This window comes from Cupriavidus sp. MEYA8 (genome assembly GCF_059278825.1).
The window spans coordinates 2,312,539-2,334,573 of the sequence record NZ_CM181222.1 but is presented as its reverse complement, the minus strand read 5'-3'; the positions used below and the strand labels follow the sequence as shown (position 1 = coordinate 2,334,573).

Sequence of the window (22,035 nt, the reverse complement as noted above, 5' to 3'; positions counted from 1 at the left end):
CAGTGTGGCGTCGTGGCCTGAGGTGGCGATAGGCAAATTCACCTAAGGATCAATCCCTACAGGCATTATGTCCCCTCGAAAGTAGGATAAGAGGACGAACTATGCGAGGGTTTCCGCTATGCGTCCTCACTATGCTACCGAGGCGGACTGGCCGGACATTAAGGCGCTCCTGCACGCCTCATCATTATCCGTGGCGGGGGTTCAGGACCGGATCGGCCAATATATGGTAATCCGGGATAACGCCGGCCTGCTCGGCTGCGCAGGGCTGGAGCGCTATGAGAATACGGGCGTCCTAAGGGGCCTCGCCGTTGCACAGCGCGCCCGCTCATCCGGCCTCGGCGAACTCCTCATTTCCGCCATTGTCGCGGACGTGCGTCGCGACGGCGTCGAATCTATCGTGCTGCAGACCAGCAATGCCTCCGGCTACTTCGCGCGAATGGGCTTTACGCCTATCAGCTACGCGGAACTCGCTCCGGCGGTTCTTGCCTCCCCGGCCATGCGCCGCGACCAGGTCGAAGCCGGGACACTGATGCAAATCGCGCTGTGAACATAGCGCTGTGAAAATCGCCACCTGTGCCGTGGCCGCGCCCTCCCTCGCTAAGGTATGCTTTCGCCTTCAAAACGGTCTTCGGCAGGGGAAGAAATGCGGCGCGTCGTATTCAATCAAAAAGGCGGAGTTGGCAAGTCAACAATCGTATGCAATCTCGCGGCGATCAGCGCCAGCGAAGGCTTGCGCACTTTGGTCGTTGACCTGGATGCCCAGGGCAATTCGACCCAGTACCTGATGGGCGCGCGCGCCGGCGACGCAAGCCCGAGCGCGGCAAACTTCTTCGAGGCGTCCCTGACCTACAGCTTCAAGCCGGTGGACCTGGCGTCATTTATCCACCCGACGCCTTTTGAGAATCTCGATGTGATGCCCGCGCATGCCGACCTCGACGCGCTGCATGGCAAGCTTGAATCCCGCTACAAGATCTACAAGCTGCGCGATGCCCTGGTCGAGCTGGAGGCGACCTACGACGCGATTTACATCGATACTCCGCCAGCCCTGAATTTCTATACCCGTTCGGCGCTGATTGCCGTGGAGCGGTGCCTGATCCCGTTCGACTGCGATGATTTTTCGCGGCGAGCGCTTTACACGCTGCTCGATAACGTGAAGGAAATCCAGCAAGACCATAACGATGCGCTGGAGGTCGAGGGCATCGTCATCAACCAGTTCCAGCCGCGTGCCAGCTTGCCGGCAAAGCTGGTGGAAGAACTGGTCACCGAGGGACTGCCGGTACTCGAGTCGCGGCTGTCTTCGTCGGTAAAGATCCGGGAATCGCATCAGCACGCCATGCCGATGATCCACCTTGACCCGCGGCACAAGCTGTCGCAGGAGTACCTGGCGCTGCACCGGGAACTGGCGGGCTGAAGGCCGTCATTCCAGCACCTGCACCGGAACCCGTCACCGGAACCCGATGCGCCGCGCTCCCTCCCGGAACAGCGCCTCCCCGTCGGCATCGAACGGGAACGTCATCAGGAAATCCTCGAGCGAGTAGCGCGGCGCGACCTTGTAGATCGCCGCGGCCTGGGCCCGCGCCTGCTCCAGTGAGTCGGCCAGCGCCAGCGTGCAGGCGGCGATGGCGTGGATATGCGGGAAGACGTTGGGCCGCGCGGCGGCCTTGACGGCCCAGCCGGCGGCTTCCTCGAAGCGCCCGAGCCGGACCAGCGCCATCGCCCGCGTGGCCAGCATGCCGAACAGCATCGGGTCGAACGGACTCAACTGGCGCGACAGGTCCGATGAATCGATCGCCGCCTGCGGGTCGCCGGAGATCGAGCGGACGAACGACAGGTTGTAGTGCCCCAGCGCGAAGTTGGGGCTCAGGTCGATGGATTGCTCCAGCTCGCCGACGGACTCTTCCGGACGCCCCCGCAGCCACAGCGCCCGACCCATCGCCCAGTGCACCGCGGGGTCGCGGTCATCCGCCATCATGCCCTGTACCGCGGCTTCGTAGGCCTTGTCGATTTCCGGGCCGCGCTTCTCCCAGTTCTGGAACGCGTCCTGGAAATGCGTGAAGGACAGGCCGGCGTAGGCGCGCGAGAAGGTGGGGTCCAGCCGCAGCGCCGCCTGGAAGAAATGCCGGGCCATCTCGTTGTCGGCGCGGCGATACCGGTACATGTGCCACAGGCCGCAGTGGTAGGCTTCCCACGCATCGAGCGAGCCCGGTGGCTTCAGGATGGCGCGGTTGCGCTCCAGCGTCTCGATCTCGCCAGCGATGGAGGCGACGATGCGGTTGCCGACTTCCTCCAGCACAAGGAACGCATCGTCCAGCTTGTGGTGGAAAGTGTCCGCCCAGACGATCCGGGCGCTGCGTGTCTCGGCCAGTTCGACAGTCACGGTCAGGCGCCCTTCCCGCGTGCTGACGGTGCCGCCCACGACGTAGTCGACATTCAGCGTCCGGCCTGCGGCTTCCGCGCCGACATGGCGCTCATGCAGCGCGAACACGGTGCCCTGCGCGATGACAAACAGGCTGCGCAGCTTGGCAAGCCGCGTGATGATGTCGTGCGCCAGTGCATCGGCAGCGCCGCCGCGCGCCGGCACCGCGGTGGACGGGTCGACGAAAGGCATCACCGCGATGGAGCCGTGCCGGGGACCTGCCGGCGAGGCCTCGGGGGCCTCAGCGGCCTCAGCGGCCTCAGAGGCGCTTGCGACCGCGGTGACTTCGACCACCGCATTGCGCCCCACTGCCCCGCCCGCCGGCGTGGCCATGGCCGCGCGCCAGGCATTGCGGATCGGCCGGCTGTCCAACCCTTCGGCCTCGAACAGCCTGGTGGTTGCGGCGACGTGCTCTTCCCCTTCGCGAAGGCGGCCCTGGCGGGCGAGCGCAGCGAGGATGGTGGCGTGCACCTGCTGGTCGAATGGCGCCAGCTCGCGCCACTTGTCCAGGTAGCCGAACGTCTCCTCCTCGGCAGCGCCCTGCGCGAGCTGCTCCAGCAGCGCGGCGTGGCAGGCCCGGAAGCGCCGCCGTTGCGCGGTGAGCCACGTGCTGAACGCCGGGCACCGCGCAAGCTCGAGGCCTTCGAGAAAATCCCCTTCGAACAGCATCGCCAGGGCGCGCTGCCGCTCCGGCGCGAGGGCGGCGACGCCTGCCTCCATGGCCTGCGAGACCGCCAGCGCATCGACAAACCCGTCTGCCAGGTCCAGCCAGATCGTGTCGCCGCTGGTGCGCAGCCGCTGCCGTGCTGCGGAATCGACCAGCTTGCGGATCCGGCTCAGGCACCAGCGCAGTTCGCCACGTGGATCGTTGGGCACCTCCCACAGCAGCTCGCAGAGCTGGCTGCGCAACACAGGCCGCGGCGCAAGCGACAGGTACGCGAGCAGCGCGCGAACTTTCCTCGACGCCGGCAGCGATAGCGCAACGCCCTGCTGCCGGACGCGGACCGGACCAAGTAGCTGGATCTGCACAGGCGGGACGCCGGCTGCGGGCGGCAGGTTCGATTCCACGGCAATTTCCACGGCGGCTACCACGCCATCTTCCACGCACGCGGCAAAAGATCGGCACCTGAACGACCTGAACACAGGAAAGGAGACGGGATCATGGACACCACCGTGCATGTGCGCAGCCGCGGTCATCTCACCATCGCGCTCGCGGCCGGAGCGGTTTTCGCGCTGGGGCTGGGCCTGCGCCAGTCGCTGCCGCTCTTCATCAGCTTACTCAACTCTCATACCGGCGTCGGCTATGCCACCGTCAGCCTGGCCTTCGGCGTGTCGCAGCTGATGTGGGGGGTGGCGCAGCCGGTGGCAGGCGCGATCGCGGACCGCTGGGGGCCGCGGCCGGTGATGATCGCCGGCGCCACGCTGTTTGCCGCCGCGGTCGCGGCCACGCCGGCCGCGGACAGTGCCATCGCGCTGATGCTGCTGATCGGGGTGGCCGCCGCTGCGGGCTCTGGCGCGATCGGGCCAGCCATGCTGATGTCGGCGGCGAACCGGCTGATCCCCGAGGCACATCGCGCCCTGGCGAGCGGCATTGTCAACGCGGGTGGCTCGGTCGGCCAGTTCACGATCCTGCCCCTGACCCAGTTGCTGATCGGCTCCGCGGGCTGGCAGCCGGCCCTGGTGCTGCTCGGGGCGGCGGGCCTGGCCGCGATCCCGGCAATCCGGGCCATCACCCGCGCGGCGCCGGCCCATGCCGTCGCCCACACCGGAACCGCTGCCGGCGGCTCGGTTGGCACGGCACTGAAAGGCGCGGTGCGCGATCCCAGCTTCCTGCTGCTCAACGCGGGCTTTTTCGCCTGCGGCTTCCACATTGCGTTCATTTCGACGCACCTGCCCGGCGTGGTGGCGCTTTGTGGAATGCCCGCCACAGTCAGCGCGTGGTCGCTGTCGCTGATCGGCCTGTGCAACATCCTGGGGAGCCTGTTCATCGGCAAGGCCATCCAGACCGTGTCGATGAAATACGCGCTGACCGCCCTTTACTTCGCACGGGGGCTGCTGATCCTGGCGTTCTTCATGGCGCCCAAGACGCCGGTGACCTTCGCGCTGTTCGCTGCCGGACTCGGCTTCACGTACCTGTCGACGGTCCCGCCGACCGTTGGGCTGGTCGCCAGGTTGCGAGGTGCCCGCTACCTGGCCACGCTGTTCGGCGCCGTCATGCTGTCGCACCAGCTTGGTGGATTCCTGGGCGCCTGGCTTGGTGGCAAGGCCTTCGAGATGACCGGCCGCTACGACTGGATGTGGCTCGCCGACATCGCGCTTTGTCTGCTTGCCGCCATGCTGCATCTGCCGATCCGCGAGGCACGCCCCCTGCCCCTCGCTGCCGCGCAGATCCAACCCACCTGAGGAGACTGTCATGCGTTCATTCCACTCGGCATTCTTGCCTGTGCCCTCCCAGACCTTCTGCCGCGAGGCCGGAGCCGGACCCGGCGTCGTCTGCATCCATGCCAATGCCGGCACCTCCGGACAATGGCGTGCGTTGATGGAACAGCTCGCCCCGCGCTTCCACGTGCTGGCGCCGGATTCCTATGACGCGGGCCAGGGTCCGCGCTGGCCCTCGGACCGGGTCATTTCGCTGCGCGACGAGGTGGCGCTGATCGAGCCGGTGCTTGGCAAGGCTGGCGCATGGCCGGCGCTGGTGGGACATTCGTATGGCGCCGCGGTGGCACTGGTCGCCGCGCTGGCGCAGCCCGGCCGCGTGCGCGCGCTCGTGCTGTACGAGCCCACGCTGTTCTCGCTGCTCGATGCGCAGCAGCCCGCGCCGAATGACGCCGATGGCATTCGCCATACCGTCGCCGCCGCGGCGGCCGCGCTCGACGCCGGCAACGAGGACGCCGCCGCCGAACACTTTATCGACTACTGGATGGGAGCGGGAGCGTGGCGGCAGACCCCCGCGCAACGCAAGGCACCGATTGCCGCGTCGGTGAAGAATGTCCGCCGCTGGGCGCACGCGCTGTTCACCGAGCCCACGCCGCTGCAGGCATTCCGGTCACTCGACGTACCGGTGCTCTGCCTGGTGGGCAAGCGCTCGACGCGGTCAGCGCATGCCGTGGCGCGGCTGCTGGCGGCGGCATTGCCGCGGGTGGAAGTGGTGGAGTTCGCGCAGCTCGGGCACATGGGCCCGTTGACGCATCCGGAGACGGTCAACCCGGTGATCGCGGAGTTCCTCGAACGCCACCGGCAATGAGCCTCGTCCGTTCATCCATCGCGGCTACAAGGCGAGCGTAAACGGCAGCAACAGTGCATTCACCAGCAGCAAGCCGAAGAAAAGGATCGCGATGGCTGCGGAGATGCTGCGAGACCGTGCGCGCCCTGGTCCCGCCGTTCGCCGTGTCCATAGGAAACCTGCCCCCATGCCGAGCACCGCCAGCCCGGAAAACACACTCTCCGCGGTCAGCGCGGCCGGGTAGGACACGGCGGGGGTGGTGTTGAAGCTTTCGATGAACGGGAGCGATTCCATTTCCCGGGCTGCCGGCGCTGGCGCAGCCGCGGGAGCCGGCTGTGCCATCACCTGCGCGATCAGGACCGCTTGCGGAGCAGGCAATGCTGCCGCCGGTGATGGATCCGGCACGGGCTGCGCAGTCGTCTCTTCATGAGCGGCGGTCAGTGCCTGGGGCGGCACCGGGGTCGGCGGGATAGGCGAGATAGGCGAGATGACTGCGGTGGCCGGCGTAGCTGGTGTGGACGAGGCCTTCGGCACCTTGGCCCGGGGCGGCGTGGGGACAGGCCGCTCCGAAGCAGTTTTCATCGAGTCCCGTTCCCGCCAGAACTTTGCGAACAGGCTTTCCAGGCAGCGCGCCGAGTCGCACGCATCACGCCGCGCACGCCACGCCGAGATGTCGCCATCGTCGATCCTGCCCTTGCGCAACATCCGCTGCTGCTCGGCGTAGATTTTCTCGTAGCGGTCGGACAACCGGGACGAATCGCAGATCAGCCCGTGGCGCTGGCGCGGCCTGGGCTCGTCAGTGGCAACAATCGTGCATCGCACGCCGGAACCGTCCGGATTGAAGCAGCGGACCGTGGATTCGCCCGGCGGCGACTTGCATGCGATGTCGGAGGCCCATGCACCGCCGACGCCGAAAAGGCACGCAGCAACACCTGCTGCAACCACCGAAACCAGGCGCCCAAGGATCCTTTCCATCATGTTGCCCCATCGTGAATCGGCCCAAGGCTTTCAAGCTAGTCGCTAGTTGGTGGGTCATACAAGTGTCGGTTTTCGCAAGGCTGCACAAGCGCACATGGTGCCTGGCTACGTGGGCTTTCATGTGGGTGTACGGACCACTTTGCGTGGATGGCACCGGTGATTCAGGCCGGGCGCGCCATCGCGGCGGTTCCGGCCTGCGGGCACTGCCCGGCCGTTATTCGACCGCGATACCCTTGTCGCGGATGACCTTGCCCCACTTGGCATAGTCCGCGCGGATGCGCTGGCTCATCTGCGCCGGCGCCTGGTAGCTGGCGATGGCGCCCGCCTTCAGCAGTTTGTCCTGCACGTCCTTGTCGGCCAGGATCTTGCCGACTTCGCCGGAGATGCGGTCGACCACGTCCTTGGGCGTGCCCGGGGGCGCCAGCAGGCCGCCCCACGACACTGCGTCATAACCCTTGAAGCCCTGCTCCGCAATGGTCTTGACGTCGGGCAGCATGGCGACGCGCTGCGGCGAGCCGACGGCGATGGCGCGCAGCTTGCCGGCCTGGATGTGCGGCAGCGCCGCGACCAGGTCGGCATACATGATGGGCACTTGCCCGCCGATGGTGTCGCTGATCGCCGGCACGCCGCCCTTATAGGGCACGTGCTGCATCTCGAAGCCGCCCATCTGCTTGAGCAGTTCCATGCTCAGGTGGCCGAAGCTGCCGGCGCCCGAACTGGTGTAGTTGAGCTTGCCCGGCTGCGCCTTGGCCTGCGCGATCAGCTTGGACAGGTCGGTCACGTTGGGCAGCAGCGTCGGGTTGACCACCACTACGATGGGCAGGTCATAGACCGTGGCCACCGGCGTGAAATCCTTGGTGGTGTCGTATCCCGCCTTCTTGTACAGGAACGGCGCCAGCAGCGTCGGCGTGGCCAGCATCATCAGCGTGTAGCCGTCCGGCGCGCTCTTGGCGACCTGGGCCGCGGCGATGGAGCCCGACGCGCCGGCGCGGTTTTCCACCACCACCGGCTGCTTGAGGGCTTCGCCCAGCTTCTGGCCGACGATGCGCGATGCGGTATCCGTGGGCCCGCCCGGCGGGAACGGCACGACCAGCTTGATGGGCTTGGCCGGCCACGATTGGGCGAAGGCGCCGCTGGCCAGCAGCGGTGCGGCGGCCAGCGCCAGGAGCGCGCGGCGGCGGGAGTGAACCATACGGGTAATGTCTCGAATACGCACTTTCATGTTCCAGTTGAATCAGCGCAAGGCAATCCAGCCCCCTTGCCGGGCGCGCTGCGCGTGGGCCATGGCCTGCATGGCACGACGCGCGGCGCGAATGCTCAGGCGGACGCGGGCGCGTCCGGCAGCGTCAGCACGCCGCTGGCCTGCAGCGCCTGCAGCTGCTCATCGCTCATCTGCAGCAGGTTTTGCAGCACGGCACGCGTGCCTTCGCCCAGCGTGGGCGGCGCGCTGCGGATCGGCAGGCGCTGGCCATCGAGCCGGTAAGGCGGCGCGAACACATGGGTGGTGCCGGCGACCGGGTGCGGCATCTCGCGCAGCAGGCCGCCCTGGCGCGTGCGCTCGCTGGTGAGGGCCTCGTGCAGCCCGGCCACCTTGCCGCACGGAATGCCGCAGGCGCTCATGCGTTCGAGCAGCAGGTCGCGCGCAAAGCTGCGGATCAGGCCCGTGATCAGCGGGGTCAGCGTCTCGCGGTTCCTGGCGCGCTCCACATTGGTGGCATAGCGCGGATCCTCGACGATGTCCGGACGCTCGATCACCTGGCGGCAGAACTTGTCGAACTGGCTGTTGTTGCCGACCGCAATGATCAGCGGGCCATCGGCGGCCTCGAACATGCCGTAGGGCACGATCGACGGGTGGGCATTGCCGTAGCGGGCCGGATCGCGGCCCAGCAGCATGGCGTCCAGGCCGTAGTAGCCGGTCACCATCAGGCCGCAGTCGTAGAGCGCCATCTCGATCAGCTGGCCCTTGCCCTTGCGTTCGCGGCGGAACAGTGCCGCCAGCACGGCCTGCGCGGCGTACATGCCGGTCATCAGGTCCACCACGGCCACGCCAAACTTCAGTGGCGGCGTGTCCGCTTCGCCGTTGAGCGCCATCAGCCCGGCTTCGCCCTGGATCACCAGGTCGTAGCCGGGGCGCTTGGCCTCGGGGCCGCTGCTGTTGTAGCCGGAGACCGCGCAATAGATCAGCTCGGGTTTGATGGCCTTGAGCTGCTCGTAGCCCAGGCCCAGCTTCTCGGCGCCGCCGGTCTTGAAGTTGTGGATGACAACGTCGAACTGCGGCAACAGGTCATAGACGATCTGCACGCCTTCCTTGCTCTGCAGGTCCAGCGTGATCGACCGCTTGTTGCGGTTCATGCTGTTGAAGTACGTGGTCTCGGTCTTGCCGATGCGCATGCCCCAGTCGCGCGTATCGTCGCCGCGGCCCGGGTGCTCGACCTTGACGACTTCGGCGCCGAAGTCGGCCAGGACCTGGCCGCACAGCGGGCCGGCGAACACACGCGACAGATCGAGTACGCGCACGCCCTCAAGCGGGAAGTCGATGCCTTGGGATGATTCGGGCGTCTGCAAGTCTTGTCTCCTTGGGCTGTTTCGGGGTACGAGCCGTCTTTGGGAAATCGTAGCCCATGCCGGGCTGGCGGCACGCATGGCAGGCGTGGCCGTGGTGTGGCACCATGGTGTGGCGCGGTCAGCCCATCATTCTTGCTTGGATAAATAGCCTATACAATCCCAATCGACATTGACAAAATGTTCAATGGAATTTGACAACGCGCCGAGCCAGGGTCCCAAATGCATGGCGCCCGGGCATCCGACGATGGTCGAATTCCCGGGCGCCATGCTTGCTTCACATTTGCCGGTAGTTACCTGCCTGCTTCAGTGGCTGGCTCCCTCCACCGCGCCGATGCCGGTCTCGGAGCGCAGCTCCTGCGCCTCGAAGCCGGCCTTGTCCACGCGGGCCCGCGTGGACTTGTCGGTCACCGAGAAGAACCAGATCCCCAGGAAACCGGCCGTCATCGAGAACAGCGCCGGCGACGTGTACGGGAACGGCGCGCTGCTGAAGTGGAACACGTCCACCCACACCGCCTGCGACAGGATGGTCAGCACCACCGCCGACAACAGCCCGATAAAGCCGCCAACCGTGGCGCCGCGCGTGGTGCAGCCCCTCCACAGCACCGACATGAACAGCACCGGGAAGTTGGCCGACGCCGCCACGGCAAACGCCAGCGACACCATGAAGGCGATGTTCTGCTTCTCGAACACGATGCCAAGCACCACCGCGACCAGGCCGAGGATGATGGTGGTGATGCGCGACACGCGCAGTTCGACCGAACTCGTTGCCTGTCCCTTCTTGAAGACCGTGGCATAGAGATCGTGCGAGACGGCCGAGGCGCCGGCAAGCGTCAGGCCCGCGACCACCGCGAGGATGGTGGCAAAGGCCACGGCGGAGATGAAGCCGAGGAACACGTTGCCGCCCACCGCGCTGGCCAGGTGCACCGCCGCCATGTTGATGCCGCCCAGCAACTTGCCACTGCCGTCCTGGAAGCTCGCGTTGGTGCCCACCAGCACGATCGCGCCGAAGCCGATGATAAAGGTCAGGATGTAGAAGTATCCGATCCACGTGGTGGCCCAGAACACCGACTTGCGCGCCTCCTTGGCATTGGGCACGGTAAAGAAGCGCATCAGCACGTGCGGCAGGCCGGCGGTGCCGAACATCAGCGCAATGCCGAACGAGATCGCGGAGATCGGGTCCTTGATAAAGTTGCCCGGGCTCATGATCGATTCCTGCTTGGCATGGACCTCCACCGCCTTGGCGAACAGCGCCTCGGGGCTGAAGTGATACTGCGCCAGCACCATGAATGCCATGAACGAGGCCCCGCCCAGCAGCAGGCACGCCTTGATGATCTGCACCCAGGTGGTCGCGGTCATGCCGCCGAACAGCACGTACACCATCATCAGCGCGCCGACGATGACCACGGCGACCCAGTATTCCAGCCCGAACAGCAGCTTGATCAGCTGCCCCGCGCCGACCATCTGCGCGATCAGGTAGAACGCCACCACCACCAGCGTGCCCGATGCCGCGAACGCGCGCACCGGCGCCTGCTTGAAGCGGTATGCGGCGACGTCGGCAAAGGTGAAGCGGCCCAGGTTGCGCAGCCGTTCGGCCATCAGGAACGTAATCACCGGCCAGCCCACCAGGAAGCCGATCGAATAGATCAGGCCGTCATAGCCGTTGGCATACACCGCAGCGGAGATGCCCAGGAACGACGCCGCCGACATGAAGTCGCCGGCGATCGCCAGGCCGTTCTGGAAGCCGGTGATGCCGCCGCCGCCCGTGTAGAACGCAGCGGCCGACTTGGTCTTGGACGCGGCCCACTTGGTGATGTACAGCGTGCCGAGCACGAACACCACGAACATGCCGATGGCGGTCCAGTTGGTCGGCTGGCGCACGGCCTGCCCCATGTCGCCGCCGGCGGCGAACACGCCCGCCGACAGCAGCAGCGCCGCGGCGCCGAGAATTGCGTGGCGGGCGTTCATGCGACCTCCCGCTTGATACGTTCGGTCAGCTCGTCGTAGGTGCGGTTGGCATGCTGCACATACAGCCCGGTGATGAGCACCGTGAACACGATCACGAACAGCCCGATCGGCATGCCCCACGTCATCACGCCCTCGCCCATCTTCCTGGCCAGCAGTTCCTTGTCGAAGGCGATCAACAGCACGTAGCCGTAGTAGATCACCAGCATTGCCGCGGTCAGCAGCCAGCCTAGGCGCGAACGCCTGCGCACCAGCTGCAGATAATTGGGATTGGCCTTCAGTCGCCTGACCAGATCTTCATGCATTCCTGTCTCCTGCCATCTATGCGTGGTCTTGCCGGACGCACCCGCGGCGGGACGCCGCGAGTCCGTGCTGCATAAGGTAATGGCCGCCCCTTACCTGCTTCTTACACGGGACGGAAATCGGCACCGGGTAAACGCTGAGTGAGGCGCGGGACAGGAGGCTCCGTGGCGATGCAGGTTGTTGGTTGGCATGGGCGAAGCATGCGCCGCAAGTCGGGCCGCGCCCAACACTCTTGTCATGGACGAACGGCATTTCCCCGGGTAGCGGGACGTCGGCGGCATTTTCTTCCCGCTGCATCCGGTGGCATGGCTCCTGCGTAAATGCAAGCGGACGCTGCAGCGTTCTGCCCTCTTGTTACCGTTCATCGGAGTACCGCCATGATTCGACAGTTCGCTCACACGTTCCTTGCCACCGCCGCGATCGCAGTGGCCTGCACCGCCAGCATCGCCCATGCCGCCACGCCGCGCGACAGCGGGCACGCCGGCGACAAGTACGGCTATTCCTTCCGGGTCGACATGCGTGATGCATATAGCGACAGCGCACGCGCCGGCCGCTTCGACGTGTTCGCCGAAGGCGCCAGCACCGAGGCTCCGTCCGCCAATGCGCAGTCTCTCTATGGCATGGACCGCAGCGGTGTATCTGCTGATCCGGCGCGCAAGTTCGACGTCCATTCCGACGGTGCACTGGCAGGCATGGACCGCAGCGGTGTATCTGCTGACCCGGCGCGCAAGTTCGACGTCTATTCCGACGGTGCACTGGCAGGCATGGACCGCAGCGGTGTATCTGCTGACCCGGCGCGCAAGTTCGACGTCTATTCCGACGGTGCACTGGCAGGCATGGACCGCAGTGGTGTATCGGCTGACCCGGCGCGCAAGTTCAACATCTATTCCGATGGGGCATTGGCGTAAGCAATGCCAGTATGGCCTAGCCGTACTTTCCGCCCGGCAGCGCCATCTCGATTGCGCTGATCAGTTCCTGCAGGCGCAGCGGCTTCGCGCACACCGCATCGAAGCCGCTTTCCATTGCCAGGCGCCGGTCCTGCTGGCGCGTGAAGGCAGTCAGGGCGATGGCCGGCACGCGCGCACGCGAGCCGATCACCTCCTGCGCGCGCACTTCGCGGATCAGTTCATTGCCGTCGCGGCCAGGCAAGCCGATGTCGCTGATGATCAGGTCCGGCGTGGCGTTCGCCATCTGCGCCAGGGCGTCGTCGCTGTCGCGCGCGCTGCGGACATGGGCGCCAAAGCCGGCCAGGATGGCAGTGAGGGCGGCGGCCGCATCGCTGTCGTCTTCCACCAGCACGATATCGAGTCCGTCCAGCCGCGTTGCGCTCTCGGGTGCGCCGTGGTCAGTGCCGCCGGCAGCTTCTGCCTCCACTGGCTCGGTGCCCGGCGCCAGCAGCGGGATGGCAATTTCAAAGGTGGCGCCGCGGCCGACCCCCTCGCTGCAGGCCTGCACGATGCCGCCATGCATCTCGGCCAGGCGCTTGACGATCGCCAGCCCGAGGCCCAGCCCGCCCTGCACGCGACGATCGGGGCCGTCGCTCTGGGTAAAGCGGTCGAACAGGAACGGCAGGAATTCCGGATCGATGCCGCGGCCCGCGTCGACCACGGACACGCTCAGCGTTTCCGCATCGGACTTCGCGATCACGCGGACGGTGGCGCCTTCAGGCGAGAATTTGATCGCGTTGGAGATGAGGTTCCACAGGATCTGCTGGAAGCGCGCCGGATCGAGCCACGCAGCCTGCGCCAGGTCCGGGGCGATCTGCGCCTCCAGCGACAACCGCTTCTCGCTGGCCATCAGTTGCATGCTGTCGAGTGCGGCGCGGATGAGGGTGGCCGGGTTCGCCATCTCGCGTTCCAGCTTCATCTTGCCGACATTGAGCAGCGACACGTCGACCAGGTCGGCCACCAGCCGCTGCTGGATGGCGACATTGCGCTCGATCGCGGCCAGCCCGCGGCGTCCTTCGTCCGTGCTCACGTGGCGGCCCAGCACATGGGTCCAGACGGAGATCACATTGAGCGGGTTGCGCAGCTCGTGCGAGAGGATGGCGATGAACTCGTCCTTCATGCGGTTCACGCGTTCGACGCCGGCACGCGCCGCCTGTTCGCGCTCGATCAGCTGCTCCTGCTGGCGTTCAAGGTGCAGCCGAGCGGTAGCATCAGCCACGACCGCGACCCGGTCGCCCGATGGCGTGGTAGGGGAAATGCTCCAGTCGAGGTGGACCGGCGCGCCCGCCGCGTCGAGCAGCGGAAACGATCCCTGCCAGCCCTCGTCCGCGGACACCGTGGCTTCGGCGGCGCGCGCGGCGAAATCGCCGGGCGCGAGCGCGGTGACGGGCCGCCCGAGCAGGTCCGAGGCGGGCCTGCGCAGGAGCGTCAGCATGGCGGGATTGACGTCGACCAGCTGGCCGCGAGAGTCAAGCACGCAGATGCCGCTGGTGGCCTGCTGGTAGATCGCGCGCAGGCGTGCCTCGCTCTCGCGCAACGAGCGCTCGGCAGCGGCGGCGCGTGCCAGCGCCGAAACCGTGGCAATCAGCACCTCCGGCTCGGCGGGATGGATCAGGTAGGCCGTGGCGCCGGCATTCAGCCCGCGCGCCTTGTCGTAATCCTGCACGTAGGTGGCTGACAAATGGATCACCGGCAGCGTCGCGGTGTCCGGGTCGGCACGCAGCTGTTCGCACACCTGGATGCCGTCGATATCGGGCAGGTTGACGTCGAGCACCATCACGGAAATGCCCGGCGTCCGCGCCAGGCGCAATGCGTCCAGCCCGCAATCGGCCTCGATCGTGTGGAACCCGGCGTTCTTGAGCACGCGTACGGTTGAATAGCGGGTGACCGGATTGTCGTCGACGACCAGTACGCGCGGAGGCGACGCGGAGGGTGCTGCCTGCTGCGTGGATAGCGGGTCCATGATCATGCCTTTGCCGCGCCCGCCGCCGGTGCCGCCGGATAGGTGAGCGGCAGCGTGACATAGAAGCGCGAGCCCACATCGACTTCGCTCTCGAAACCGACCCGCCCCCCGAGCACCTCGGCCAGCCGCTTGCTGAGCGCAAGGCCAAGCCCGGAGCCGCGCAGGCGGCGCTGCAGCGGCGAATCGATCTGGATGAAATCCTGGAACACCGCGCCGTGCATCGCCACCGGGATGCCGATGCCGGTGTCCTTGACCGAGAACATGACCTCGCCCTCGCCCACCAGCCTCGCGGAAACGCGGACTTCGCCGCGCGGCGTGAACTTGAGCGCGTTGGAGATGAAGTTGCGCAGGATCTGCGACAGCTTGCGGTCGTCGCTGTAGAGGTTCGGCACCTCGTGCGGCTCCTCGAAGATCAGCGACACCTCGGGATTGGTCAGCACCGGCTTGAACATGCCGCGCAGCGTATCGAACAGCGCGACCATGTCGAACCATGCCGGCGACACGTCGACCCTGCCCGCTTCGAGCTTGGCCAGGTCGAGCAGGTCGTTGACCATGTCGGCAAACTCCGCGGCGGTCTCGCGCACGAACATCACCTGCCGTTCCTGCTCGGTGGTGAGCGGACCGTCCACGCGATCGATCAGCAGGCGGGTGATGCTCTGGATCGCGACGATGGGGGTGCGGAACTCATGGCTCATGTACGCCAGGAAGCGGCTTTTCAGTTCGGTTGCCTGGCGCAGCTGTTCCGCCTGGATGTCCAGTTCCGCATACAGCGCCAGCACGCCGCGGTTGGTTTCCTCCAGTTCCGCGCGCAGGCCCTCGCATTCGCGGGTCTTGACGTCCAGTGCCTCGCGCAGTTCGTCGGGGCTCAGCGGGGTGTCCGGCGGCAAGCGGGAGTAGTCGTGGCTGGCCATGCTTAATCCTCGGCGCGGCGGATCACGAGCACGGTGGCGTCATCCCGGCCCCGGCCGAACTTCCACACGATAAACGCGGCGATCAGCGTGGGGTCGTGCCGCAACAGGCTGGCATCGTCCAGTTGCCAGCGCGACTGCACGCCATCCGAGAACAGGATCACCAGTGCATGGGCCGGCCAATCCAGCACCTGCTCCTGGATGGTATGCACCTGGATTCCGGCGGTGCCATGCTGCGGCAGCAGCGTGCGGTCTGCCGTGCCGGAAATAACGCGGCCCATCACATTGCCGGCCCCGGCGAAATGGATCTGGTTGCCGCGCAGGTCCAGCCGCGCCGCGCTGACCGCCGCGCCGCGCGTGCTGCGCAGTGCCGTGTGGGCGTGTTCGATGACCTGGGACGGGCTGGCGCAGGGCATTTCGGCAAACGCCGCCAGCGCGGCCCTGGCTGCGTCGGCGGCCAGCGGGCCATGACCGAGGCCGTCGGCCAGCACCACGTCGGCGCCGCCATCGTGCTGTGCGATGGCCCAGCCGTCGCCGCTGACCTGCTCGCCGGGTGCGGCCAGGCACACCGCCCCGACCATGCAGCCGCGCACCGGCACCGCGCGCACCGGGCACCCGCCCGGCTCGCGGTCGCGGTAGAACCGCGCCAGGATGACACTGCCCTGGCCGAAGCGGCTGACGATATCGAAGTCGTCGGCCATGCGCTGAACGGCGCCCAGCCCCTGCCCGGCGCTGCCCGCGCTGGAATAGCCGTCGCGCATGCAGGCCTGCGGATCGTGCATGCCGGGCCCGTTGTCCAGCGAGATCAGCTCGATCAGCATGCCGTCGCCAGCGGCGCGGGCGCCAATGAACATCCGGCCGCCGACGGCATGGCGTACCAGGTTGCTGCAAAGCTCGTTCGCCACCACGGCGATCCGGCCCGCCAGCACGCTGTCGAAGGCCAGCCGCGCGCACAGGTCGGCCGCGAGCCGGCGGGCTTCGCCAACCCGGCTGGCGTCGTCCATGGGCAGCACGGCGGCGGGACCCTGTTCGCTACTTCCACCGAGTGACACTGACACAGGTTCCCTCCCCGACTTGGGTGCGGATGGAGAAATCGTTGACCAGCCGGCGGCTGCCGGACAGGCCCATGCCCAGGCCATTGCCGGTGGTCCAGCCATCGGTCAGCGCCAGGTCTACGTCACGGATGCCGGGGCCCTTGTCCTCGAAATGCAGCCGCAGGCCGCGGCGGCCGCCTTCGTCGATGAATTCCCAGCGCATTTCGCCGCCATGGCCGTGCACCACGGCATTGCGGGCCAGTTCGCTGGCCGCCGTAATCATCTTAGTCTGCTCGACCAGAGAGAACTGCAACTGGCCGGTCAGCGTACGCACGACGGAACGGGCCTGCACGACATCGCGCTCGTCGCGCAGCGGGATCGTTCCGGTGGTACCGAGCGCGGATTGCGTCACCTGAGCTCACCTCGCTGCGCCTTGTCCAGCAACGCCATGCCGCGCTCGACGTTGAGCGCGGTCCTGACGCCGCCCAGGGGCAGTCCCAGTTCCACCAGCGTGATCGCCACGGCCGGGCGGATGCCAACCACGACCGTGGCCGCGCCCAGGATGCGGGCGATGTCGGAAATGCCGATGAACATGCGGCCGATAAACGAATCGACCATTTCCAGCGCCGACACGTCGATCAGCACGCCGCGCGCCGTGTTCTGCTCGATGCTGGCCGCCAGGTCTTCCTGCAGCCGCAGCGCGGTCTGGTCCTGCATGTCGATCTGGATCGTGACCAGCAGGTAGGACCCCATCCGCAGGATCGGAATGCGCTCCATGCGTGTGCCTCCGGTCAGGGGACCGGCTGGCGGGACACGGTGTGCCCCGTCAGCCGCATGGCGGTGGCCAGCGCGTCGGCCAGCGTCGCCTTGGTCACGATGTCCTGCAGGTCGATGCCCAGATGCACGATGGTCTGCGCAATCTGCGGCCGGATCCCGCTGATGATGCTCTCCGCGCCCATCAGCCGGATCGCGGTCACCGTCTTCAGCAGGTGCTGGGCCACCAGCGTGTCGACCGTCGGCACGCCGGTGATGTCGATGATGGCCAGCGTGGAGCCGGTTTCGACGATGCGCTGCAGCAGGGTTTCCAGCACCAGCTGGGCACGGCTGCTGTCCAGCGTGCCGATCAGCGGTATCGCCAGCACCCCTTCCCACAGCTTGATCACCGGCGTCGACAGCTCGAGGAGTTCCTGCTGCTGGCGCCGGATCATGTCCTCGCGGCTGCGCTGGTAGGTGGACATGGTCCACTGCGCCATCCGATCGACGATGGCGGACGCTGCCCAGATCACTTCGATCTGCGCTTCCAGGTTGCTGCGGTCGCGCTGCAGCGCCTCGAAGATCGGCCGTTTGAGCGACAGCACGAAGCCGCTGGTCACGTCCGCGGTCTCGCCTTGCGCGGCACGCGAGGCCGACAGGTCGGCGAGCGCCTTGCGCAGGTCGGCGAACGGCGCCTGCTCGAAGCCGCCCGCATCGCCATTGGCGTGCAAGGCTGCCTGGAGGCTTCGCAGGATGGAGCGCTGCTCGCTGGCAAGATTGCCGGTGAAGCCGCGGCCGCCGGACAACGACTGGTATTCGGTAGCCCAGCTATCGGCCAGGTTCTCGGCTTCGGCGTGCAACAGGTCGGCAAGGCGCTGGTTTTCTGGACGCATGGGCATGGCGAAAGTTGTAAGCGATGCACAGGAGACAAAGGACTCGGTGTCAGTGCATTCTAGGAGGGATTGATAGCTCACTCCACGTTACATCGCGCCCTGCAAAACAAAGACGGGCGCAGCCGTGTGCACTGCCGTGCACGGCTGCGCCCGTCCGGGCCTGTCCTATGCCCGATGGCTGATGGCTACTTCAGATCGGCAAACCGCTTGCCGCGCGCCGCCAGGTCCGCCAGCAACGGCGCGGGCCGGAACTCCTCGCCGAGCATTTCCTCGTACTGCCGCAGCGTGCGCACCACCTTGTCCAGCCCGATGGTGTCGGCATAGAACATCGGGCCGCCCCGGTATACCGGCCAGCCATAGCCGTTGTTCCAGATCACATCGATATCGGACGCCCGCAGCGCCTTGCCCTCCTGCAGGATCTTCGCGCCCTCGTTGATCATCGGGAAAACGCAGCGCTCCAGGATTTCCTGGTCGGATACCGCGCGGCGGGTGCGGCCCTGGCGCGTGGCAAAGTCGCGGATCACCCGCTCCACCACCGGCGACGGCCGCGCGTTGCGCTGCGCGTCGTAGTCATAGTAGCCCGCGCCGGTCTTCTGGCCGCGCCGGTCCATCTCGCAAAGGATCTCGCGCAGCGTCGAGCCGGTCGAACGCTCGCGCACCCAGCCCAGGTCCAGTCCCGCCAGGTCGCTCATCGCGAACGGGCCCATCGGGAAGCCGAAGTCATACAGCACGCGGTCGATGTCCCACGGCAGCGCACCCTCCAGCGCCAGCCGTTGCGCCTCGCGCTGCCGCTGCGCCAGCATCCGGTTGCCGACGAAGCCGGGGCAGACGCCCACCAGCGCCGCGACCTTGCCGATCTTGCGGGCCAGTTCCATCGACGTGCGCACCACGGGCTTCGCGGTCTTCTCGCCGCGCACCACTTCCAGCAGCTTCATCACATTGGCCGGCGAGAAGAAATGCAGCCCGATCACGGCTTCGGGACGCGACGTGGCCGCGGCGATCTCGTCGACATCCAGCGCCGAGGTATTGGTGGCCAGGATGGCGCCCGGCTTCACGATCCGGTCGAGCCGGCCGAACAGCTCCTTCTTGACTTCCATGTTCTCGAACACGGCTTCGATCACCAGGTCGGCTTCGGCCAGTTGCTGCAGGTCCAGCGTGGGCGTCAGCAGCGCCATGCGTGCCTCGACCTCGGCGGCGCCCAGGCGCCCCTTCTTCATGGTGTTGTCGTAGTTCGCGCGGATGGTGCGCAGCCCGCGGTCGAGCGCCTGCTGCGTGGTCTCGACGATGGTGACCGGCATGCCTGCGTTGAGGAAGTTCATGGCGATGCCGCCGCCCATGGTGCCTGCGCCGACGATGCCGACCCTGGCCACGGGGGTAGCCGGCACATCGGCGCCGATGTCGGGCACGTTCCAGACCTGGCGCGAGGCAAAGAAGACGTAGCGCTGCGCGGCGGACTGCGTGCCCCCCATCAACGCCTGGAACAGCTCGCGCTCGCGCCGCAGCCCTTCGTCAAAGGGCAGTTCGACCGCCGCCTCGATGCAGCGGATATTGGCCTCGGGCGCCTCGAAGCCGCGGAAGCGGCGCGCGTTGGCCTTGCGGAAGGCGGCGAACAGTTCGCCCTGGCCGCGCGCGGGGGCGATCCTGTCGTCAAGGTCGCGCACCTTGCGCAGCGGCCGCTGCTCCTCGACGATCCGGCGCGCGAAGGCGATCGCATCGGCGCGCAGCGTGGCATCGTCGGCAAGCGTGTCGAGCAGGCCCATCTCGGCGGCCTCGGGCGCGGGCACATGGGTGCCGTAGGCGACCATTTCCAGCGCCCTTTCCGCGCCGACAAGCCGGGGCAGCCGCTGCGTGCCGCCTGCGCCTGGCAACAGCCCGAGATGGACTTCGGGCAGGCCGCATTTCGCGCTGCGCGCGGCAATGCGGTAATGGCATACCAGCGCCACCTCCAGCCCGCCGCCGAGCGCGGTGCCGTGGATGGCGGCGACCACGGGCTTGGGGCTGTTCTCGATGGCAGCCTGCACCTCGGGCAGCCCGGGCGGCACGAACGGCTTGCCGAACTCGGTGATATCGGCGCCGGCAATGAAGGTCCTGCCGGCACAGGCCAGCACGATGCCCTGCACAGCCGGATCGGCGATGCAGCGCTCGATTCCCTGCAGGATGCCGGCGCGCACCGCGGCGGACAACGCGTTGACGGGCGGCGAATCGACGGTCAGCACGGCGATATTGCCGTCCACGGCCAGGCTGGTGACTGCGTTGATGGCGGTCATGCAAGCTCCTTGTACTTTCGGGGAAAGGGAAAGGGGACAGGGAAAGGGGACAGGGGAATCGGCCGGCAATGCCTCAGTCACGCAGCCCGGCCATGTCGTCGGCGCGGTCCGGCCGGTTCCGGCGCGACCGCGGATCGGCAATGCGAAGTGCCAGCACAAAGGCGGCCAGCTTGACCGCGATGGCCACGGCGAAGACCAGCGGGAAGTGCACCGACTGGGCCAGCAGCCCGCCGATCACCGGACCGACGGCCATCATGCTGAACGTGGCCGTGTCGGAAACGGCGAGCAGCATCGGCCGGTCCTTGCGCGCCCCGAACTCCATCACCAGGTTGTCCGCCGAGATAAAGAAGCCGCCGAAGCCCGCGCCCAGGCCGCAGAACGCCAGCAGGAAGCCCGGCAGCGTGGCGCACTCCAGCAGCCACGCCGTGGCGGCGACCCACGTGGCGATACTGGCCAGGAACACCACCCGGTAGCCATGCCTGTCAGCGACGCGGCCCCAGGCGAGATTGCTGCCCGTCTGCGCCAGCAGGTAGGCCAGGCTCAGGTACCCGAGCGTGGCGCCATCCAGCCCCAGCAGCCGGCCGGCGTAGATCGCATAGAACGGCATCGCCATCATGCCCAGTGCCACCAGTGCCCGCGCCAGGAAAAAGCGCACGAAATCCCGGTCGGCTGCCAGCAGCGCCGGCAACTCAGCCACGCGCCGGCCGAAGCCCGCGCGCACGCGCACGTCGTGCAGCGCCGGCTCGCGCATGCCCGCCAGCGCCGAGATCCCCAGGCTGGTCAGCACGAAGGCGGCCAGGAAGGTGGCGGCATAGCCGTTGCCGAACACATCGTTGCCGACCAGGTAGCGCCCGCCCATCCACGCCACCGCCGCCGCGGTGAGGCCGCCGAAGAAATTGCGCAGCGCAGTCAGCCGCCCGCGCCGTGCCAGCGGGATGATCTTGGAGGTCAGGTAGTTGAAGCTGACGTTCTGCACGCCGTTGAGCAGCCCGAACAGCAGCAGGAAAGCCGCCGCGGCCACCAGCGCGCCGCGCCCGCTCAGCAGCAGCGCCGATAGCCCCAGCCCCAGGATCTGGCCGCGCACCAGCCAGCCCACCAGGTAGATCAGCGGCATCACGCGCTGGCGATGCTCGATCAGCGTCGCGCCCCAGATCGACGAGGCTGCCATGCCGGCATACTGGGCCGCGAGCACGAGGCCGACGGTGAGTTTCGAATCCGACAGCAGGTACAGGTAAGCGGGCACGAAGGTGGGCGCGGTCACCAGCCGGAAACCGGTCATGCCAAGCATCCCATGGATCAGGAACGCCTTCGCGTTGCGCGGCAGGTGGCGGTCGACATGGTCGCGGAAATGCTGTTCGGCGCGCTGCTGCTCCGCCTCCGCGGCTTCGCCCAGCAGCGCGCCGCTTATGCCGGCCTGCGTTGTCACGTTGTCTCCCGCTGTGGGTCCGGCCCAATGGTCGATGCCGGATGCTTTTTCGTGTTTTTGGTATGGCTGCGATAAATGCTAGCACAAGCGTTCGTTTTTCGAGCATGGCGACATTGAGCAGTTTCGAAACTAGGGAATCGAGGCGGCGAGCTGGCATCGAGAGCGGGGAGGCGAGCCCTTCCAAGGCGGTCGCAAAGCGGCACGAGTCCCGCGATTTTGGCCATACATGCCATGAAAATTCCGCATATCACGCACGTTTGCTGCACCGCATTAGCGCGGCAATGCCTTTGCCGTGGCTGCTTCCAGTCCCATCGTGGCTCTTCCCTCCATTTCCTGATGACAGCGCTCTGCCGTCCATTTTAGGTTTTGGAGTATTGACGATGCCAGAAGCCGCTTG

19 protein-coding genes are annotated in these 22,035 nt (G+C 67.0%); 5 read left to right on the top strand and 14 right to left on the bottom strand.

Going from position 1 to position 22,035, the window contains the following annotated elements:
• The first annotated feature begins 118 nt into the window (after window positions 1-118).
• Window positions 119-547: a GNAT family N-acetyltransferase gene (locus AC5WJ1_RS27590; protein ID WP_133094698.1), complete on the top strand. Its 429-nt coding sequence runs from the start codon at window positions 119-121 to the stop codon at window positions 545-547.
• 96 nt (window positions 548-643) lie between these two features.
• Complete coding sequence (locus AC5WJ1_RS27585; RefSeq protein ID WP_133094697.1) at window positions 644-1,411, top strand: ParA family protein; 768 nt, start codon at window positions 644-646, stop codon at window positions 1,409-1,411.
• A 33-nt stretch (window positions 1,412-1,444) separates the two neighbouring features.
• Here AC5WJ1_RS27585 and AC5WJ1_RS27580 read toward each other — a convergent pair whose 3' ends face one another.
• Window positions 1,445-3,484 (bottom strand): transcriptional regulator, encoded by a 2,040-nt coding sequence (locus tag AC5WJ1_RS27580; protein WP_368671110.1) that lies wholly within the window; start codon window positions 3,482-3,484, stop codon window positions 1,445-1,447.
• 93 nt (window positions 3,485-3,577) lie between these two features.
• Here AC5WJ1_RS27580 and AC5WJ1_RS27575 point away from each other — a divergent pair, with 93 nt between their 5' ends.
• Both AC5WJ1_RS27575 and AC5WJ1_RS27570 read left to right on the top strand, forming a co-directional pair.
• Window positions 3,578-4,819 (top strand): MFS transporter, encoded by a 1,242-nt coding sequence (locus AC5WJ1_RS27575; protein WP_494476781.1) that lies wholly within the window; start codon window positions 3,578-3,580, stop codon window positions 4,817-4,819.
• A 10-nt stretch (window positions 4,820-4,829) separates the two neighbouring features.
• Complete coding sequence (locus AC5WJ1_RS27570; protein ID WP_494476780.1) at window positions 4,830-5,660, top strand: alpha/beta fold hydrolase; 831 nt, start codon at window positions 4,830-4,832, stop codon at window positions 5,658-5,660.
• Window positions 5,661-5,684: 24 nt separating this feature from the next.
• On the opposite strand, the gene AC5WJ1_RS27565 is transcribed toward AC5WJ1_RS27570, so the two are convergent.
• The 5 genes from AC5WJ1_RS27565 to AC5WJ1_RS27545 all read right to left on the bottom strand — a co-directional run bounded on the left by AC5WJ1_RS27565 (window position 5,685) and on the right by AC5WJ1_RS27545 (window position 11,449).
• Window positions 5,685-6,617: a GntR family transcriptional regulator gene (locus AC5WJ1_RS27565; protein ID WP_494476779.1), complete on the bottom strand. Its 933-nt coding sequence runs from the start codon at window positions 6,615-6,617 to the stop codon at window positions 5,685-5,687.
• A gap of 214 nt (window positions 6,618-6,831) precedes the next feature.
• Window positions 6,832-7,809 (bottom strand): Bug family tripartite tricarboxylate transporter substrate binding protein, encoded by a 978-nt coding sequence (locus AC5WJ1_RS27560; protein ID WP_133094693.1) that lies wholly within the window; start codon window positions 7,807-7,809, stop codon window positions 6,832-6,834.
• 125 nt (window positions 7,810-7,934) lie between these two features.
• The gene (locus tag AC5WJ1_RS27555; protein WP_135702667.1) at window positions 7,935-9,182 is read right to left on the bottom strand and encodes a CaiB/BaiF CoA transferase family protein; all 1,248 of its coding nucleotides are present in this window, start codon (window positions 9,180-9,182) and stop codon (window positions 7,935-7,937) included.
• A 303-nt stretch (window positions 9,183-9,485) separates the two neighbouring features.
• Window positions 9,486-11,147: a cation acetate symporter gene (locus AC5WJ1_RS27550; RefSeq protein WP_133094691.1), complete on the bottom strand. Its 1,662-nt coding sequence runs from the start codon at window positions 11,145-11,147 to the stop codon at window positions 9,486-9,488.
• Window positions 11,144-11,449, bottom strand: a complete 306-nt coding sequence (locus AC5WJ1_RS27545) for a DUF485 domain-containing protein (protein WP_133094690.1) — start codon at window positions 11,447-11,449, stop codon at window positions 11,144-11,146. The genes AC5WJ1_RS27550 and AC5WJ1_RS27545 overlap by 4 nt, the downstream gene beginning before the upstream one ends.
• Before the next feature lie 375 nt (window positions 11,450-11,824).
• On the opposite strand from AC5WJ1_RS27545, the gene AC5WJ1_RS27540 reads away from it, so the two are divergent.
• A complete protein-coding gene (locus AC5WJ1_RS27540; protein WP_494476778.1) occupies window positions 11,825-12,355 on the top strand; it encodes a hypothetical protein in 531 nt (176 codons plus the stop codon).
• Between the two features lie 16 nt (window positions 12,356-12,371).
• Here the strand turns inward: AC5WJ1_RS27540 and AC5WJ1_RS27535 are convergent, their stop codons facing one another.
• The 8 genes from AC5WJ1_RS27535 to AC5WJ1_RS27500 all read right to left on the bottom strand — a co-directional run bounded on the left by AC5WJ1_RS27535 (window position 12,372) and on the right by AC5WJ1_RS27500 (window position 21,638).
• Window positions 12,372-14,357 carry a hybrid sensor histidine kinase/response regulator gene (locus AC5WJ1_RS27535; protein ID WP_494476777.1) on the bottom strand — a complete coding sequence of 662 codons (1,986 nt, stop codon included), beginning with the start codon at window positions 14,355-14,357 and terminating at the stop codon, window positions 12,372-12,374.
• A gap of 2 nt (window positions 14,358-14,359) precedes the next feature.
• Window positions 14,360-15,268 carry a sensor histidine kinase gene (locus AC5WJ1_RS27530; RefSeq protein WP_195427364.1) on the bottom strand — a complete coding sequence of 303 codons (909 nt, stop codon included), beginning with the start codon at window positions 15,266-15,268 and terminating at the stop codon, window positions 14,360-14,362.
• Between the two features lie 2 nt (window positions 15,269-15,270).
• Window positions 15,271-16,269: a SpoIIE family protein phosphatase gene (locus AC5WJ1_RS27525; RefSeq protein ID WP_494476776.1), complete on the bottom strand. Its 999-nt coding sequence runs from the start codon at window positions 16,267-16,269 to the stop codon at window positions 15,271-15,273.
• Between the two features lie 28 nt (window positions 16,270-16,297).
• Window positions 16,298-16,711: an anti-sigma regulatory factor gene (locus tag AC5WJ1_RS27520; RefSeq protein ID WP_063239230.1), complete on the bottom strand. Its 414-nt coding sequence runs from the start codon at window positions 16,709-16,711 to the stop codon at window positions 16,298-16,300.
• A complete protein-coding gene (locus AC5WJ1_RS27515; RefSeq protein ID WP_195427362.1) occupies window positions 16,708-17,076 on the bottom strand; it encodes an STAS domain-containing protein in 369 nt (122 codons plus the stop codon). Before AC5WJ1_RS27515 ends, AC5WJ1_RS27520 begins: the two co-directional genes overlap by 4 nt.
• A gap of 14 nt (window positions 17,077-17,090) precedes the next feature.
• On the bottom strand, window positions 17,091-17,945 hold the full coding sequence (locus tag AC5WJ1_RS27510; protein WP_135703938.1) for an STAS domain-containing protein: 855 nt from the start codon (window positions 17,943-17,945) through the stop codon (window positions 17,091-17,093).
• 185 nt (window positions 17,946-18,130) lie between these two features.
• The gene (locus AC5WJ1_RS27505) at window positions 18,131-20,212 is read right to left on the bottom strand and encodes a 3-hydroxyacyl-CoA dehydrogenase NAD-binding domain-containing protein (RefSeq protein WP_494476775.1); all 2,082 of its coding nucleotides are present in this window, start codon (window positions 20,210-20,212) and stop codon (window positions 18,131-18,133) included.
• A gap of 73 nt (window positions 20,213-20,285) precedes the next feature.
• Complete coding sequence (locus AC5WJ1_RS27500; protein WP_494476774.1) at window positions 20,286-21,638, bottom strand: MFS transporter; 1,353 nt, start codon at window positions 21,636-21,638, stop codon at window positions 20,286-20,288.
• Window positions 21,639-22,035: the final 397 nt, after the last annotated feature.

Excerpts from the sequence above, each read along its gene's own strand:
- AC5WJ1_RS27560 (WP_133094693.1), bottom strand. The coding sequence starts at position 7,809 with ATGGTTCACTCCCGCCGCCGCGCGCTCCTGGCGCTGGCCGCCGCACCG.
- AC5WJ1_RS27565 (WP_494476779.1), bottom strand. The coding sequence starts at position 6,617 with ATGATGGAAAGGATCCTTGGGCGCCTGGTTTCGGTGGTTGCAGCAGGT.
- AC5WJ1_RS27530 (WP_195427364.1), bottom strand. The coding sequence starts at position 15,268 with ATGGCCAGCCACGACTACTCCCGCTTGCCGCCGGACACCCCGCTGAGC.
- AC5WJ1_RS27505 (WP_494476775.1), bottom strand. The coding sequence starts at position 20,212 with ATGACCGCCATCAACGCAGTCACCAGCCTGGCCGTGGACGGCAATATC.
- AC5WJ1_RS27535 (WP_494476777.1), bottom strand. The coding sequence starts at position 14,357 with ATGGACCCGCTATCCACGCAGCAGGCAGCACCCTCCGCGTCGCCTCCG.
- AC5WJ1_RS27570 (WP_494476780.1), top strand. The coding sequence starts at position 4,830 with ATGCGTTCATTCCACTCGGCATTCTTGCCTGTGCCCTCCCAGACCTTC.
- AC5WJ1_RS27585 (WP_133094697.1), top strand. The coding sequence starts at position 644 with ATGCGGCGCGTCGTATTCAATCAAAAAGGCGGAGTTGGCAAGTCAACA.
- AC5WJ1_RS27590 (WP_133094698.1), top strand. The coding sequence starts at position 119 with ATGCGTCCTCACTATGCTACCGAGGCGGACTGGCCGGACATTAAGGCG.
- AC5WJ1_RS27545 (WP_133094690.1), bottom strand. The coding sequence starts at position 11,449 with ATGCATGAAGATCTGGTCAGGCGACTGAAGGCCAATCCCAATTATCTG.
- AC5WJ1_RS27550 (WP_133094691.1), bottom strand. The coding sequence starts at position 11,147 with ATGAACGCCCGCCACGCAATTCTCGGCGCCGCGGCGCTGCTGCTGTCG.
- AC5WJ1_RS27525 (WP_494476776.1), bottom strand. The coding sequence starts at position 16,269 with ATGGACGACGCCAGCCGGGTTGGCGAAGCCCGCCGGCTCGCGGCCGAC.
- AC5WJ1_RS27540 (WP_494476778.1), top strand. The coding sequence starts at position 11,825 with ATGATTCGACAGTTCGCTCACACGTTCCTTGCCACCGCCGCGATCGCA.
- AC5WJ1_RS27515 (WP_195427362.1), bottom strand. The coding sequence starts at position 17,076 with ATGGAGCGCATTCCGATCCTGCGGATGGGGTCCTACCTGCTGGTCACG.
- AC5WJ1_RS27575 (WP_494476781.1), top strand. The coding sequence starts at position 3,578 with ATGGACACCACCGTGCATGTGCGCAGCCGCGGTCATCTCACCATCGCG.
- AC5WJ1_RS27510 (WP_135703938.1), bottom strand. The coding sequence starts at position 17,945 with ATGCGTCCAGAAAACCAGCGCCTTGCCGACCTGTTGCACGCCGAAGCC.